Annotated in this window: 11 protein-coding genes and 1 riboswitch; of the genes, 10 read left to right on the top strand and 1 reads right to left on the bottom strand. The window is 66.2% G+C overall.

All coding sequences use genetic code 11. The annotated features are described in order from the left end of the window. The first annotated feature begins 332 nt into the window (after window positions 1–332). From NH8B_RS10725 to NH8B_RS10675, 10 genes are all read left to right on the top strand, one after another. On the top strand, window positions 333–632 hold the full coding sequence (locus NH8B_RS10725; RefSeq protein ID WP_014087308.1) for a helix-turn-helix domain-containing protein: 300 nt from the start codon (window positions 333–335) through the stop codon (window positions 630–632). A gap of 798 nt (window positions 633–1430) precedes the next feature. Further along, window positions 1431–1517, top strand: a riboswitch (glycine riboswitch). A 226-nt stretch (window positions 1518–1743) separates the two neighbouring features. Next, a complete protein-coding gene (gcvH, locus tag NH8B_RS10715; protein ID WP_014087307.1) occupies window positions 1744–2118 on the top strand; it encodes a glycine cleavage system protein GcvH in 375 nt (124 codons plus the stop codon). An 11-nt stretch (window positions 2119–2129) separates the two neighbouring features. After that, the gene (gcvP, locus tag NH8B_RS10710; protein ID WP_014087306.1) at window positions 2130–4994 is read left to right on the top strand and encodes an aminomethyl-transferring glycine dehydrogenase; all 2865 of its coding nucleotides are present in this window, start codon (window positions 2130–2132) and stop codon (window positions 4992–4994) included. A gap of 56 nt (window positions 4995–5050) precedes the next feature. Beyond that, window positions 5051–6307, top strand: coding sequence for a serine hydroxymethyltransferase (gene glyA, locus NH8B_RS10705; protein WP_014087305.1), 1257 nt, complete (start codon window positions 5051–5053; stop codon window positions 6305–6307). A gap of 160 nt (window positions 6308–6467) precedes the next feature. Next, window positions 6468–7592: a glycine cleavage system aminomethyltransferase GcvT gene (gcvT, locus tag NH8B_RS10700; RefSeq protein ID WP_014087304.1), complete on the top strand. Its 1125-nt coding sequence runs from the start codon at window positions 6468–6470 to the stop codon at window positions 7590–7592. Window positions 7593–7595: 3 nt separating this feature from the next. Then, window positions 7596–8570 (top strand): lipoyl synthase, encoded by a 975-nt coding sequence (gene lipA, locus NH8B_RS10695; RefSeq protein WP_014087303.1) that lies wholly within the window; start codon window positions 7596–7598, stop codon window positions 8568–8570. 100 nt (window positions 8571–8670) lie between these two features. Then, entirely contained in the window at window positions 8671–9534 is an 864-nt protein-coding gene (locus NH8B_RS10690; RefSeq protein WP_014087302.1) for a methylenetetrahydrofolate reductase, read from the top strand. Between the two features lie 81 nt (window positions 9535–9615). After that, window positions 9616–13053, top strand: a complete 3438-nt coding sequence (locus NH8B_RS10685) for a pyruvate carboxylase (protein ID WP_014087301.1) — start codon at window positions 9616–9618, stop codon at window positions 13051–13053. A 309-nt stretch (window positions 13054–13362) separates the two neighbouring features. After that, a complete protein-coding gene (locus NH8B_RS10680; RefSeq protein ID WP_014087300.1) occupies window positions 13363–13857 on the top strand; it encodes a MarR family transcriptional regulator in 495 nt (164 codons plus the stop codon). Window positions 13858–14101: 244 nt separating this feature from the next. Beyond that, entirely contained in the window at window positions 14102–15655 is a 1554-nt protein-coding gene (locus tag NH8B_RS10675) for a DHA2 family efflux MFS transporter permease subunit (RefSeq protein WP_014087299.1), read from the top strand. An 11-nt stretch (window positions 15656–15666) separates the two neighbouring features. Here the strand turns inward: NH8B_RS10675 and NH8B_RS10670 are convergent, their stop codons facing one another. Next, complete coding sequence (locus NH8B_RS10670; RefSeq protein WP_014087298.1) at window positions 15667–16161, bottom strand: NUDIX domain-containing protein; 495 nt, start codon at window positions 16159–16161, stop codon at window positions 15667–15669. Window positions 16162–16316: the final 155 nt, after the last annotated feature.

The raw sequence follows: 16316 nt of genomic DNA, 5'->3' as shown, positions 1-16316 counted from the left end.
CGGCGCTGTCGGATAGCGGCTCTCCCGGTATTTTCCCTGGCGACTGCGCCCTATTTGCCGCCGCCATGTCGTACACGTCGTCTTGTCGCTTTTTGATTCATCCTGTTGCCAGGATGGTCTGTCGTAGAGACCGCATTGTTACACCCAGCTAGCTTGCTTGAGGCCGCTGCCGGCCGGTTTGTTTGGTAGCGCGTGGACGATCGAGAAACGGTGTTTGCGGAGAGTGTTATTAAATAAATGGCATATTTGTTAACAAATATTTGCAATTTGCTTGAGGTGAGACTGCTCACTCCCCATTTATCATTGCGGCACCCACAAACAGGAGCCCACTGATGACATCGCACAAAGCCCTACCTCATCCTCGCGAAGTTCGTCTGAAGCGAGGGCTGAACCAGGTGCAATTTTGGAGCCTGATCGGCGTCACTCAATCTGGAGGGTCGCGCTACGAGTCGGGCCGAAACATGTCGCGCCCGGTGCGGGAACTGTTCCGCCTGGTACATATCGAGCAAGTTGACCTTGCCGTCATCAACCGTGAGGACATGGAGGTCATTGGTCTTCTCAAGACGCAATTTCCAGATTTGTACGAAAGTTTGAAGAAGGCGGTATCGGCGACATCATGTGAAGAGCAGTGATTTGTCGCGTTGGTTTTCAGGCGCTCTACAGCCTGGCCTGATAGCTGACATCTGAAGTCTTGGCTTGATGGAACGCCCCTTGCCCATGTTGGCAAGGCGAGGCATTACAAGCCGGGCAGGAATCGTGTGGAATCGGACTTTGGACTCGTGGCTGACGCCAGATTCCAGGTCAATAAAAAAGGCGGGAGAGTAAAACTTCCCGCCTGTTTCTTATGCTTGGCATAGCCTTGCCTGGCTCGCTTCTTTCGGTCTGTAAAGGTGGCACAGCGCTGCAGACGTTGTGCGAATTTGGCTACCGGGTTGGTGCGTGGTGGTTTGGCCATCGAGTTCCTTCCAGTTGAGTCGAGGGTGCTCTCTCGACAGACGAATGAGTAGACTGCACCACCGGTTTTCCGTTCCACGAGCGTGTCAATTTTTCGAACGGCGACGAGGCCGTCCCGGTGTTCGGGGTTGTCCACACCTGACGTGATGCATGGGCCGCTGAAACTTCATGCCCGGCTCGTCTTCACGCTGGTCTTTATCTGGGCAGACGGTGAGTGTCGCCACCCTCGAGAACGGTCGTGCGTCTCCATGTCCGCTGTTGCGGGGCGAGTGTTGAATAGCAATGTTCAGATATGTACTTCGCCCAATACCGAAGTATCGGGCCGGACCTTTGATGCCGAGAGGCCCGTCTGGTCTGGGTTTGAGCCAGCTATCGGCGGCGGTGCGCGACGGGTGCCATGTATCGGGCCTCGGTGGCGCGGGTGTTTTGCTGTTGACAGTCCCGGAAGCCCTCCTCTAGATTGGGCATCAAGCTATCGGGATGTGACAGGAGAGACCGCCATGTGGCGGCGCCGAAGGGGAATCGCCCCAGAAACTCTCAGGCAAAAGGACTGCCGCATCGACTAGCTCTCTGGAGAGTAGGCCCACGAGGCCTCGCCGAAGGAAAAGCGTTCCCGTCCGGGTCCGTAATCTCTCAGGCAAATGGACAGAGGGGGCATCAGGCTCACGCCGCCTGGAATGCCCCGCTAAAGTCCGGATGCCGATCCCCCGATCGTCCCCTGCTTTCGCCGTTGTACTCCAGGCTTGCGTTGGCCCGTTTCACTTCACGCAACCCTGTCAGGAGAGAGCAATGAGCGACATCAAATACACCGAATCCCACGAATGGCTGCGCCTTGAGGCGGACGGTAGCGCCACCGTTGGCGTCACCGACTACGCCCAGAACTTGCTGGGCGACCTGGTTTACGTGGCGCTGCCCCGTGAGGGCGACCGTTTCGCCCAGGGCGAGGAAGCAGCCACCATCGAATCGGTCAAGGCCGCCGGCGAGATCAAGATTCCGGTGGATGGCACCGTCGTGTCCGTCAACGACGCGCTGGCCGACGAGCCGAGCCTGGTGAACGAGGCGGCGGAGAGCGCGGGCTGGTTCTTCCGCATGCGTATCGACAACCCGGAGCAACTGGGCGGGCTGATGGATGCCGCCGGCTACCACGCCTACATCGGCGCATAAGGGGATTGGTCATGGCTACGTTTGATTCCCTCACGCAGCGCGAGCTGTTCGTGCGCCGCCACATCGGCCCGGATGCCGGCGAACAGGCCGAGATGTTGGCCGAACTGAAGGTCGGCTCGCTGGACGAGTTCATCCGGCAAGTGGTGCCGGCGGCGATCCGCCGTCACCAGCCGCTGGCCCTCGGTGCGGGCTGCACCGAAGCCGAGGCGTTGCAGAAGCTGGCCGATATCGCCAGCCGCAACAAGGTGTTCAAGTCGTTCATCGGCATGGGCTACCACGACACCCATACCCCGCCGGTGATCCAGCGCAACGTGCTGGAGAACCCGGCCTGGTACACCGCCTACACCCCGTACCAGCCGGAGATTTCGCAGGGCCGCCTGGAGGCGCTGCTCAACTTCCAGACCATGATCGCCGACCTCACCGGCATGGAGATCGCCAACGCATCGATGCTGGATGAAGGCACGGCGGCGGCCGAGGCGATGACCTTCTGCCAGCGCCTGGCCAAATCGAAGAGCCCGGTGTTTTTCGTGGCGGCCGACTGCCATCCGCAGACGGTCGACATCCTCCGCACCCGCGCCGAGCCGATCGGCATCGAGGTGGTGGTGGGCGACCCGCGCCGCGATCTGGCCGGTGTCGACTGCTTTGGCGTGCTGCTGCAGTACCCGGGCACGTTCGGCGATATCCACGACTACCAGGGCGTGATCGACGCGGCGCATGCCAAGGGCGCTCTGGCGGTGGTGGCCGCCGACTTGCTGGCGCTGACGCTGCTGACCCCGCCGGGCGAGTTCGGCGCCGACGTGGCGATCGGCACCACGCAGCGTTTTGGCGTGCCGCTCGGCTTCGGCGGCCCGCACGCCGGCTACCTGGCGACCCGCGACGCCTTCAAGCGCAGCATGCCGGGCCGCCTGGTCGGGGTGTCGGTCGACGCGCACGGCCGCCCTGCCCTGCGCCTGGCGATGCAGACGCGCGAACAGCATATCCGCCGCGAGAAGGCCACCAGCAACATCTGCACCGCGCAGGTGCTGCTGGCCAACATCGCCGGGCTGTACGCGGCCTACCACGGCCCGCAGGGGCTGAGTACCATCGCCCGGCGCGTGCACCGGCTGACCGTGACCCTGGCGGCCGGCTTGCGCCAGCTCGGCTACAGCGTGCCGACCGAGTACTGCTTCGACACGCTGACCGTCGACAGCGGCGCGCAGACCGCTGCGCTGCATGCCGGCGCCCGCTCCTACTCGATCAACCTGCGCGCCATCGACGCGCAGCGCCTCGGTATCGCGCTGGACGAGACCACCACGGCCGAGGACGTGACGACGCTGTGGGCGATCTTTGCCCAGGGTAAGCCGGTGCCGGATTTTGCCGCACTGGAGGCGGTCACGCCGGATGCGCTGCCGGGGCAACTCCAGCGCGGCAGCGCCTTCCTCACCCACCCGGTGTTCAACAGCCATCACTCGGAAACGCAGATGCTGCGCTACCTGCGCGCGCTGGCCGACAAGGACCTGGCGCTGGATCGCACCATGATCCCGCTGGGCAGTTGCACCATGAAGCTCAACGCCACCAGTGAGATGCTGCCGATCACCTGGCCCGAGTTCGCCAGGCTGCACCCGTTTGCGCCGGCCGAGCAGGCCGAGGGCTATCGTGCGCTGACGCAGGAGCTGGAGGCGATGCTGTGCGCGGTGACCGGCTACGACGCGGTGTCGCTGCAGCCGAATGCCGGTTCGCAGGGCGAATACGCGGGCTTGTTGGCGATTCGCGCCTATCACGCCAGCCGTGGCGAGGGGCAGCGCACCGTGTGCCTGATCCCCTCCTCGGCGCATGGCACCAACCCGGCCTCGGCGCAGATGGTCGGCATGCAGGTGGTGGTGATCAAGTGCGACGCCGCCGGCAACGTCGACGTCGAGGATCTGAAGGCGAAGGCGGTGCAGCACAGCCATGAGCTGGCCGCGATCATGATCACCTACCCGTCCACCCACGGCGTGTTCGAAGAGCGCGTGCGCGAGATTTGCGACGTGGTGCACGCGCACGGCGGCCAGGTCTACATCGACGGCGCCAACATGAACGCGCTGGTGGGCCTCGCCCAGCCGGGCAGCTTTGGTGGCGACGTGTCGCACCTGAACCTGCACAAGACCTTCTGCATTCCGCACGGCGGTGGCGGCCCGGGTGTCGGCCCGATCGGCGTCAAGGCGCATCTGGCGCCGTTCCTGCCCGGCCATCGCCAGGGCGGGCTCGCCGGCGGCGGCGCGGTGTCGGCGGCGCCGTTCGGCAGCGCCAGCATCCTGCCGATCACTTGGACCTACATCACGCTGATGGGGGCGGCAGGGCTGCAGCGCGCTACCGAACTGGCGATTCTGAATGCCAACTACATCGCCAGCCGCCTCGCGCCGCATTACCCGATCCTCTACACCGGGCCGAACGGGCGCGTGGCGCACGAGTGCATCGTCGACCTGCGCCCCCTGAAGGACGCCAGCGGCATCAGCGTGGACGACGTGGCCAAGCGTCTGATCGACTTCGGCTTCCACGCGCCGACCATGAGCTTCCCGGTGGCGGGCACGCTGATGATCGAGCCGACCGAGTCGGAGTCGAAGGCCGAGCTGGATCGCTTCATCGACGCGATGATCGCGATTCGTGGCGAGATCGCCGCGGTGGAAGCCGGCACGCTGGATGCGAACGACAACCCGCTCAAGCACGCGCCGCACACGGCGGCCGAGCTGGTGGGCGAATGGGAGCACGCCTATTCGCGCGAGCAGGCGGTGTATCCGCACGGTGTGGCGCGCTCGGCGCCGAACAAGTATTGGCCGCCGGTGAGCCGCGTCGACAACGTCCATGGTGACCGCAACCTGGTGTGCTCCTGCCCGCCGCTGTCGGACTACCCGAACTGACCCTGCCCGGCCGACGGTTGCCGCTTTGGCGGCAACCGCGCCAGAGGAGAATGTAGATGTATACCCAAGACATGCACATCGAAGGCTTCGACGACGAACTGTGGGCCGCGCTGGAGGCGGAACGCCAGCGCCAGGAAGACCACATCGAACTCATCGCCTCCGAAAACTACACCAGTCCGCGCGTGATGCAGGCGCAGGGCTCGGTGCTCACCAACAAGTACGCCGAAGGCTACCCGGGCAAGCGTTACTACGGCGGCTGCGAACACGTCGACGTGGTCGAGCAGCTCGCCATCGACCGCGCCAAGCAGCTGTTCGGCGCCGACTACGCTAACGTGCAGCCGCACTCCGGCAGCCAGGCCAACACCGCCGTCTACATGGCGCTCTTGGAACCGCACGACACCGTGCTGGGCATGAGCCTGGCGCACGGCGGCCACCTCACCCACGGTGCCAAGGTCAACTTCTCCGGCAAGCTCTACAACGCGGTGCAGTACGGCCTCAACCCGGACACCGGGCTGATCGACTACGACGAAGTGCAAAGGTTGGCCGAAGAACACAAGCCGAAGATGATCGTGGCCGGCTTCTCCGCCTACGCCCGCGTGCTGGATTTTGCCCGCTTCCGCGAGATTGCCGACAGCGTCGGCGCCTACCTGTTCGTCGACATGGCGCACGTCGCCGGCCTGGTCGCCGCCGGGCTGTACCCGAACCCGGTGCCGTTCGCCGACGTGGTCACCACCACCACCCACAAGACCCTGCGCGGCCCGCGCGGCGGCCTGATCCTGTGCAAGAGCAACCCGGAGCTGGAGAAGAAGTTCAGCTCGCTGGTGTTCCCCGGCATCCAGGGTGGCCCGCTGATGCACGTAATTGCGGCAAAAGCTGTCGCTTTTAGAGAGGCGCTGCTGCCGGAATTCGCAGACTATCAGCGACGGGTCATCGCCAACGCCCGCGCCATGGTCACGGTATTCCTGGAGCGCGGCTACGAAGTGGTGTCCGGCGGCACCGACGATCACCTGTTCCTGCTGTCGCTGATCAACAAGGGCATCACCGGCAAGGACGCCGACGCGGCGCTGGGCCGGGCGCACATCACGGTGAACAAGAACGCCGTGCCGAACGACCCGCAAAGCCCGTTCGTCACCAGCGGCATCCGCATCGGCTCGCCGGCGATCACCACGCGCGGCTTCACCGAGTACGAATCGGCACGCACCGCGACGCTGATCTGCGACGTGCTCGACCATCTCGGCGACGAGGAGGTGATCGCCGCGGTGCGCGCCCAGGTGGCGCAGTTGTGCGCCGCCTTTCCGGTGTACCGCCGGTAACGGAACGGAGGGTCCGGAGACCCTGCTTCGGCCAACGTCGGCGCTGTGCGCCGCTGGCTGAGCATGCCGTCCGGCGAGGCTGGCGGCATCCGGTGCCCCAACGAAGAAATCCGCACGCGGCGGCGAGGCCGCCGCGTGTTTGAGAATCAAGGAGCTCAGCATGAGCCACACTGAAACGCTTTCCCGCACCCCGCTCTACGCGTTGCACGTCGAGCTGGGCGCCAAGATGGTGCCGTTCGCCGGCTACGAGATGCCGGTGCAGTATCCGCTCGGCATCCTGAAGGAACATCAGCACACCCGTGCCGCCGCCGGGCTGTTCGACGTCTCGCACATGGGCCAGGTCAAGCTGATCGGCGCCGAGGCCGCCGCCGCGCTGGAAACGCTGGTGCCGATCGACGTGATCGACCTGCCGGTCGGCCTGCAGCGCTACGCCCTGTTCACGAACGACGACGGCGGGATTCTCGACGACCTGATGGTGGCCAACTTCGGCGGCGGTGTGCTCTACGTCGTGGTCAACGCCGCCTGCAAGGCGCAGGACATCGCCCACCTGAAGAGCAAGATCGGCCACCGCTGCGAGGTGGTGGAATTGAACGACCGGGCCCTGCTGGCGCTGCAGGGCCCGGCCGCGGCCACCGTGCTGGCGCGCCACGCGCCGGCGGTGGCGGAGCTTACCTTCATGCACTGCACCCGGGTCGAACTGGCCGGCGTGGAATGCTACGTGAGCCGTTCGGGTTACACCGGCGAAGACGGCTACGAGATCTCGGTGCCGGCCGACCACGCCGAAGCCCTGGCGCGCCTGTTGCTGGCCGAGCCGGAAGTGCAGGCGATCGGCCTGGGCGCGCGCGACTCGCTGCGGCTGGAGGCAGGCCTGTGCCTGTACGGCCACGACATCGACACGAGCACCAGCCCGATCGAAGGCAGCCTGCTGTGGGCGATCTCGAAGGCGCGCCGTCCCGGCGGCGAACGCGCCGGCGGTTATCCCGGCGCCGCCGTGGTGGCGCGGCACATCGCCGAGGGCGTCCAGCGCAAGCGCGTCGGCCTGCTGGTGAAGGACAAGGTGCCGGTGCGCGAAGGCGCCGAGCTCGTCGACGCCGACGGCCACACCATTGGCAAGGTCACCAGCGGCGGCTTCGGCCCGACCCTGGGCGCCCCGCTGGCGATGGGCTACGTCGGCAGCGCGCACGCCACACTGGGCACGCCGCTGTTCGCCATGGTGCGTGGCAAGCCGGTGGCGGTGGAGGTGGCGAAGACGCCGTTCGTGCCGCAACGCTACTACCGGAGCTGAGCCGTGAACGCCCTCGTCCCGAACAAGGCCCCGCTGGCGGCGGGGACCAAACTCTCCGCCACGGAGAAAATGGCGCGCATTCCGGTCAAGGTGGTGGCGACCGAGCCGGGCCAGATGCAGCGCAAGCCGGCGTGGATTCGCGCCGCCTTTCCCGGCTCGCGCGAGGTGGTCGAACTGAAAAAGGTGCTGCGCGAGCAGAAACTGCACACCGTGTGCGAGGAAGCGAGCTGCCCCAACCTCGGCGAATGCTTCAGCCACGGCACCGCCACCTTCATGATCATGGGGGACATCTGCACCCGCCGCTGCCCGTTCTGCGACGTGGGCCACGGCCGCCCCAACCCGCTCGACGCCGCCGAACCGCAAAGGTTGGCCGAAACCATCGTGGCGATGCGGCTCAAGTACGTGGTGATCACCTCGGTCGACCGCGACGACCTGCGCGACGGCGGCGCCGCGCACATCGCCGCCTGCATCCGCGAGGCGCGCCGGCTCAACCCCGCGCTCAAGATCGAAACGCTGGTGCCGGACTTCCGCGGCCGCCTGGGCATCGCGCTGGACGCCCTGGAGGCGACGCCGCCCGACGTGTTCAACCACAACCTGGAGACGGTGCCCCGGCTCTACCGCGAGGCACGTCCCGGCGCCGACTACCTGCACTCGCTCAAGCTGCTGCAGGAGTTCCACTACGCGGTTCCCGACGTGCCGACCAAATCCGGGCTGATGCTGGGGCTGGGCGAGACGCGGGAGGAAGTGGAACAGGTGATGCGCGATCTGCGCGCGCATGACGTCGAGATGCTGACGCTGGGCCAGTACCTGCAGCCGACGCGTCACCATCTGCCGGTCCAGCGCTTCGTCACGCCGGCTGAATTCGCCGAGCTGCGCGAGCTGGGGCTGGCGTTGGGCTTCGGCCAGGTGGCTTCCGGGCCGATGGTGCGTTCTTCCTACCATGCCGATCTGCAGGCCAGGGGCGATATCGTGGCTTGATTGTGTCAACCGGCGCCCGGCCTGGGCCGGGTGCCGTCGCCTCGCCTGCCGTGGCGACCCACACCGTCACGACACCCCGTATTTTGATAAGGAGCGTTGCATGTCCATACCCTTCAGTCTCGAGCTCTACCCGCCCACCTCGCCGCAGAGCGCGCGGCAACTGGAGCGGGCGCTGCCTCGTCTGGCGGCGCTCGGCCCGGAGTATTTCTCGGTCACCTACGGGGCCGGCGGCTGCACGCGTGAACGGACGCTGGACCTGGTCGGGCAGCTGCACGAGGCCGGCCACACCGTGGCGCCGCACCTGTCGGGCGTGGGGGCGGAGCGTGCCGAAGTGGCGGCGCTGTGCGCGCATTACCGCCGCCTCGGCGTGCGGCGCCTGTTCGCCCTGCGCGGCGATACCCCGTCCGGCATGGGCAGCCGTGGCGACTTCGCCTACGCCAGCGACCTGGTGCGCTTTATCCGCGAACACAGCGGGGACGACTTCCGTATCGAGGTGGCGGCCTATCCCGAGGTCCATCCGCAAGCCAAGAGCCCGGCCGCCGACCTGGCCGCACTCCGGGTCAAGCAGGAGGCCGGCGCCAACGCGGCGGTCACCCAGTATTTTTTCAATACCGATGCCTTCCTGTATCTGCGCGACAGCTGCCACGCCGCCGGCATCACCCTGCCGCTGGTGCCCGGGGTGCTGCCGCTGACCCGTTTCCGCAGCACCGCGCAACGGGCCGAGGCGCGCGGCATCGAGATGCCGCGCTGGATCTACCGCAAGATGGAGAGCCTGGCCGACGACACCGCGGCCGTGCGTGCCTTCGGGCTCGATGTCACCGCCCGGCAATGCGAGCGGCTGGTCGCCGAGGGCGTGCCCGCCCTGCACTTCTTCAGTCTCAACCAGATCGATGCCATCGAGGCCCTGCATGCCCGGCTGGGTCTGGCCGGCTCGGCCGGGACGACCGCCGCACCGCCGAATTGAATTCCTTAACCGCCGGCGCGTGCGTAATACCTTGCTGTCCGGCCCTTTCAATTGACTGCCTTGTTTGGACCCGTGTGAACCATGAAGCCCATCCGTAGCCTCCTGATCGCCAACCGCAGCGAGATCGCCATCCGCGTCATGCGCGCCGCCAGCGAGATGAACATCCGCACCGTCGCCATCTACGCCGACGAGGACAAGCTCGCCCTGCACCGCTTCAAGGCCGACGAGGCCTACCGCGTCGGCGCCGGCCAGAAGCCCATCGCCGCCTACCTCGACATCTCCGACATCATCCGCATCGCCAAGGAAGCCGGCGTCGATGCCATCCACCCGGGCTACGGCTTTCTGTCCGAGAACCCCGAGTTCGCCGAGGCCTGCGCCGCGGCGGGCATTGCCTTCATCGGGCCGCAGCCCGAGGTGATGCGCCAGCTCGGCAACAAGGTCTCCGCACGTACCCTCGCTGAGCAAGCCGGGGTGCCGGTGGTGCCGGCGACCGGGGCGTTGCCGTACGAGTTGGCCGAAGCCCAGCGCATGGCCGCGGCGGTCGGTTACCCGCTGATGCTCAAGGCGAGCTGGGGTGGCGGCGGGCGCGGCATGCGCGTGGTGGAGAACGAGGGCGAGCTGGCCGGGGCGATGGAGGTGGCGCGGCGCGAGGCCAAGTCGGCGTTCGGCAACGACGAGGTCTACCTCGAGAAGCTGGTGCGCCGCGCCCACCACGTCGAGGTGCAGATCCTCGGCGACACGCATGGCAACCTCGTGCACCTGTTCGAGCGCGACTGCTCGGTGCAGCGCCGCAACCAGAAGGTGGTGGAACGGGCGCCGGCGCCGTATTTGAACGCATCCCAACGCGCCGACTTGTGCGAGGCGGCCTTGAAGCTGGCGCGCGCGGTCGGCTACACCCACGCCGGCACGGTCGAGTTCCTGATGGACGCCGACACCGGGGCGTTCTACTTCATCGAGGTCAACCCGCGCATCCAGGTCGAGCACACCGTCACCGAGGCGATTACCGGCGTCGACATCGTCAAGGCGCAGATCCGCATTACCGAAGGCGCCAAGATCGGCGACGCGGACAGCTTCGTGCCGGCGCAGCCGGATATCCGCCTGCTCGGCCACGCGCTGCAGTGCCGCGTCACCACCGAGGACCCGGAGAACAATTTCACCCCGGACTACGGCCGCATCACCGCCTACCGCAGCGCCGCCGGCTTCGGCGTGCGTCTGGACGGCGGCACCGCCTACACCGGCGCGGTGATCACGCCCTACTACGACTCCTTGCTGGTCAAGGTCACCGCCTGGGGCCACACCCCCAGCGAGGCCAACGCGCGCATGGACCGCGCGCTGCGCGAGTTCCGCATCCGTGGGGTGTCGAGCAACCTGGCCTTCCTCGAGAACGTGATCGCCCACCCGCTGTTCACCTCGGGGAAGTGCACCACGCGCTTCATCGACAGCACCCCCGAACTGTTCCAGTTCACCCCGCGCCGCGACCGCGCCACCAAGCTGCTGGAGTTCCTCGGCGACGTCACCGTCAACGGCAACGCGGAGATGAAGGGGCGCTCGGCACCATCCCCGATGCCAGGACCGGCACGGCTGCCGGACTGCCATCTGGGTGAGGCGCCGCCGAAGGGTACCCGCGATCGTCTGCGCGACCTCGGCGCCGAGCGTTTCGCGCAGTGGATGCGCGAGCAAAAGCAGGTGCTGATCACCGACACCACGATGCGCGACGCGCACCAGTCGCTGTTCGCCACGCGCATGAGAACCGCCGACATGCTGGCGGTGGCACCGCACTACGCGCGCCTCGCCTCCGGCCTGTTCTCGCTCGAATGCTGGGGCGGCGCGACCTTCGACGTGTCGATGCGCTTCCTCAAGGAAGACCCGTGGCAGCGTCTGGCCGAGCTGCGGTCCGCCATCCCCAACGTGCTGTTCCAGATGCTGCTGCGCGCCTCCAACGCGGTCGGCTACACCAACTACCCGGACAACGTGGTGCGCCACTTCATCGCCCAGGCGGCCGAGGGCGGCATTGACCTGTTCCGCGTGTTCGACTCGCTCAACGCCGTCGACAACATGCGCGTGGCCATCGACGCGGTGCGCGACACCGGGATGCTGTGCGAGGCGGCGATCTGTTACACCGGGGATATTTACGACGCGAGCCGGCGTTACGACCTCAAGTACTACGTGGCGATGGCGAAGGAACTCGAACAGGCCGGGGCCCACATCCTGGCGATCAAGGACATGGCCGGCATCTGTACGCCGCGCGCCGTCACCGCGCTGGTGAAGGCCTTGAAGGAAGAAACCGGCCTGCCGCTCCACTTCCACACCCACGACACCTCGGGCATCGCCGCCGCCAGCGTGCTGGCCGCGGTGGAAGCCGGCGTCGACGCCGTGGATGCGGCGATGGACGCGATGAGCGGCCTCACCTCGCAGCCCAACCTCGGCTCCATTGTCGCGGCGCTGGCCGGCAGCGAGCGTGACCCGGGGCTGGACCGGAAGAACCTGCAGCAGCTCTCCACCTACTGGGAAGGCGTGCGCCAGGTCTACGCCCCGTTCGAGGCCGACATGCGCGCCGGCACCTCGGCGGTGTACCGTCACGAAATGCCCGGCGGTCAGGTCACCAACCTGCGCGAGCAGGCGCGCTCGCTCGGCATCGAGGCGCGCTGGCCCGAAGTAGCGGAGGCCTATGCGCAAGTGAATCGGCTGTTCGGCGACATCGTCAAGGTGACGCCGACCTCCAAGGTGGTGGGCGACATGGCGCTGTTCATGGTGTCCAACGGCCTCGCCCCGCAAGACGTGCTCGACCCGAACAAAGCGATCGACTTCCCCGAGTCGGTGGTGTCCCTGTTCAAGGGCGAGCTCGGCACGCCGGCGCACGGCTTCCCGGCCGAGCTGCAGCGCAAGGTGCTCAAGGGGCTGTCGCCGCTGGTCGGCCGGCCCGGCGAGACCATGGAGCCGGTGGACCTCGCCGCCGAGCAGGCCAGGGTCGAGCAGCAGGTGGGCCGCGCGCTCAGCCAGCCGGAACTGGCCTCGCACCTGATGTACCCGAAAGTGTTCCGCGACTTCGCCGAGCACCAGGCGCGCTACGGCGACGTCTCCGCCGTGCCGAGCACCGCGTTCTTCTACGGTCTGCGGGAGGGCGAGGAAGTCAGCATCGAGCTGGAACGCGGCAAGACGCTGGTGATCCAGCTCCTGGGCCGCGCCGACACCGGCGACGGCCACAGCAAGCTGTTCTTCGAGCTCAACGGCCAGCCGCGCCTGATCAAGGTGGCGCAGGACGGCGTGCAGGCGGCGCACAGCCACCCGCAGGCCGACCCGGACAACCCGCACCACGTCGGCGCGCCGATGCCGGGCATGGTGAGCACGGTGGCGGTCAAGCCGGGCCAGGCGGTGGCCAAGGGCGACACGCTCTTGACGCTGGAGGCGATGAAGATGGAAGTGGCGGTGAAGGCCGAGCGCGACGGGGTGATCCGCGAGGTGCTGGTGAGTTCGGGCAAGCGGATCGACAACAAGGATTTGTTAGCTGTGTTTGCGTAGTGACCAAGTGGGAGTGTGTGCCCCTTTACCCCGCTTCTCTTCGGAGAGGCGGGGTTTTTTTATGACGAGCTATTCCGCTGCGGTTGCGCGCCGGCAAGAACCTGGCTGTCTCATGAGTTGGCGGCATACGGCCATTTGAAGTACGCCCCGTTGGGCTCGCTCAATGGTCTGGCCTCATCGCCCTGGTGGACTTCTGGTCCGAAGGCTTGTCTTAAAGCAAGAAACCCGTTCGATACCATGGGTAATGCTGCAGGTCGCGTCTCGGCCGGGTATCATCCCCGGTTTGACTTACCAATTCTTTCCAGCGTCATGAGCGATAGCTTCAAACCGTACGAGTCGGCCATTACCGCGATTGCCAGCCAGATTCCCGGCGCGCCCCTGCGCGAGGCGATCCTGACCCGGCTGTTCTTGCATGTCAGTGGTGAATTGAGCGACTTCTTCGACGCCCGGCTCAAGGAGTACGGGCTCAACTACACCACCTGGACGTCGCTGGTGGTGCTCTACAGCAGCCCGCAGCACCGCTTGCTGCCGTCGGAGCTGAGCGTGTTCATCAACACCTCGCGCACGCATTGCACGCGCATTGCCGACGAACTGGTCGACAAGGGCTGGGTCGAGCGCGTGGCGAGCGAGGCCGACCGGCGCCAGACCTATTTGCAGCTGACCGCTGCCGGCGTCGCCTTCGTCGAACAGCTGCAGCCGCAACGGCGCGAACAGTACCGGCAGCTGTGGTCGTCGTTTTCGCCGGAAGAGCAAAACCAGCTGGACGCCTTGCTGCGCAAGATGCTGGCGCTGCTGGAAAGCTGAGCTGCCCGACGGGACTGAAAGCTCCGGCGCCAACGCGTCCGGCATGCCGCGTGGACGGGTGGAGCGACGCGCCTGGAGCCGGCTTCGCATGGATGCGGGTGCCTGGTGTGGGGCTCTCGCATGGGGACCTTCGTTCGTCTCGGCCTATTCCCTCCCCTGATTTGGCCTTATAATGACATAGGTTATTATCACTAAAGTTATTCAAGGCGATCCGTCCCCGATCGCCAGTTAGTCCGGAATACCCATGTCTCAGGCCAGCCCCCACTCCACCGCGCCCGATCCCGGGGCGCATCGTGGTTTCATCACCCTCGCCATCATGCTGGCGACCATCATGCAGACGCTCGACAGCACCATCGCTAACGTGGCCCTGCCGCACATGGCGGGCAACCTGTCGGCCTCGCAGGACCAGATCTCGTGGGTGCTGACCTCGTATATCGTCGCCGCCGCCATCGCCACCCCGCTGACCGGCTGGCTGACCGGGCGCTTTGGTCGCAAGCGGGTGTTTCTGGTCGCGGTGGTGGGTTTCACGGTGGCGTCGATGTTGTGCGGGCTGTCTGAATCTCTGGCGCAGATCGTGCTGGCGCGGCTGCTGCAAGGCTTGTTCGGGGCGGCGCTGGTGCCGCTGTCGCAGGCGGTGATGCTGGATTCCAACCCGCCGGAAAAACATGCCCAGGCGATGGCGGTGTGGGGCATGGGGGTGATGATCGGGCCGATCCTGGGGCCGACGCTCGGGGGCTGGCTGACCGACAACCTGACGTGGCGCTGGGTGTTTTTCATCAACCTGCCGGTCGGAATGCTCTCGTTCTACGGCATCAAGGCCTATATCCGCGAAACCGAGACCGACCGCAAGCTCGGCTTCGATTTTTACGGCTTCCTGACGCTGAGCCTGGCCATCGGCCTGTTCCAGATGCTGCTCGACCGCGGCGAACAGCTCGACTGGTTCAGCTCCACCGAAATCGTGCTGGAAGCGGTGGGCGCCTTGGTCAGCCTGACCTTTTTCGTGGTGCTCACGGCGACCGCGCAGGGGGCGTCGTTCTTCAACGTCAACCTGCTGAAAGATCGCAACTTCGTGACCGGGCTGGGGTTTTACTTCCTGGTTGGGCTGCTGTTGTACGCTACCCGTGCCTTGCTGCCGCCCTTGCTGCAGACCTTGATGGGCTATCCGGTGGTCACCACCGGCCTTGTGACCGGGCCAAGCGGTATCGGCACCATGCTGGCAATGCTGCTGGCCGGCCGGCTGACCAGCAAGGTCGATCCGCGCGCGCTGATCGCGCTGGGCTTCAGCCTGACCGCCCTGTCGCTGTGGCAGATGTCGGGCTACACCCTCGACATGAGCGAAGGCGGGATCGTCTGGCCCGGTTTCATCCAGGGCATGGGGGTGGGTTTCGTGTCGGTGCCGTTGACCACGGTGACGTTCTCCACCCTGGAGCGCCGCTATCGCTCGGACGGCACGTCGATCTTCAGCTTGTTCCGCAATATTGGCAGCAGTATCGGCATTTCGCTGATGCAGACCCTGCTCACGCGCAATAGCGCCATCTACCATGCCAGGTTGGCCGAACTCGTCACCAGCGCCAGCCCGGCGATCCGCGCCGGTCTGCCGGCCCTGCTCGACCCGGCCAGCCCGGCCGGCCTTGCCGCGCTCAACAACGAAGTGACCCGCCAGGCCAGCTTCCTGGCCTATCTCACCGACTTTCGCATCATGATGGTGGCCACCTTGCTGGCCCTGCCCTTCCTGCTGCTGATGCGCAAGAACGGGAATGCGCCCCCTGCCGAGATCGACGCCCGGGTGCTGGAATAATCGCCGCTTGATCAGTCCGGATCGCCGCCCTGCCGAGCCGGCGCCTGCCCGGCCAGCAGGGCGAACAGTTCCTCGATGAAACCGCGCTGCCCCGGCAAAATGCGTTGCAGTGCCTCGTCGAAGCCGAACCATGCCGCGCGGTCGACCTCCGGCACCTCCAGCCAGCGGCCCGACCCTCTCGGCCATTCCAGCCGGCAAGTGTTGGACACCAGCGTTGACTCATCCCAATCGCCTTCCGTGGCCCAGACGTCGATCACCTTGCCGCTGGGCTGCCGGCGCGGCGTCAACGGTAGTAACACGCCGGTCGGCCGATAGCCGGTTTCCTCGGCGCACTCGCGCAGCGCCGCCTGCAGCGGGTCCTCCCCTTTCTCGTACTCTCCCTTGGCGATGGACCAACTGCCGAGGTCCTTGTGGGCCCAGAACGGGCCGCCGGGATGCACCAGCAGCACCTCGTAGTGCTGGTCGTGTTGGCGGTACGGCAGGATGCCGGCGCTGGTCTTGGGCATGGGTCTCGCTCTCCGAGGCGACGGCGCTTCCCCCTCGCTGGCGCCATGCGGGGCTGGCTTTATGGTTTCTGCATACTACAACAGAGCATAAGCAGCACACGGTAGTGAGCGATGGGGCCTGCGGAGGCTCTACGCGGTCATGTCGATGAAAGGTT

Source organism: Pseudogulbenkiania sp. NH8B (genome assembly GCF_000283535.1).
Lineage (GTDB): Bacteria > Pseudomonadota > Gammaproteobacteria > Burkholderiales > Chromobacteriaceae > Pseudogulbenkiania > Pseudogulbenkiania ferrooxidans.
Note: the sequence above shows the minus strand (reverse complement) of the source record. Positions and strands in the feature narration are given on the sequence as shown.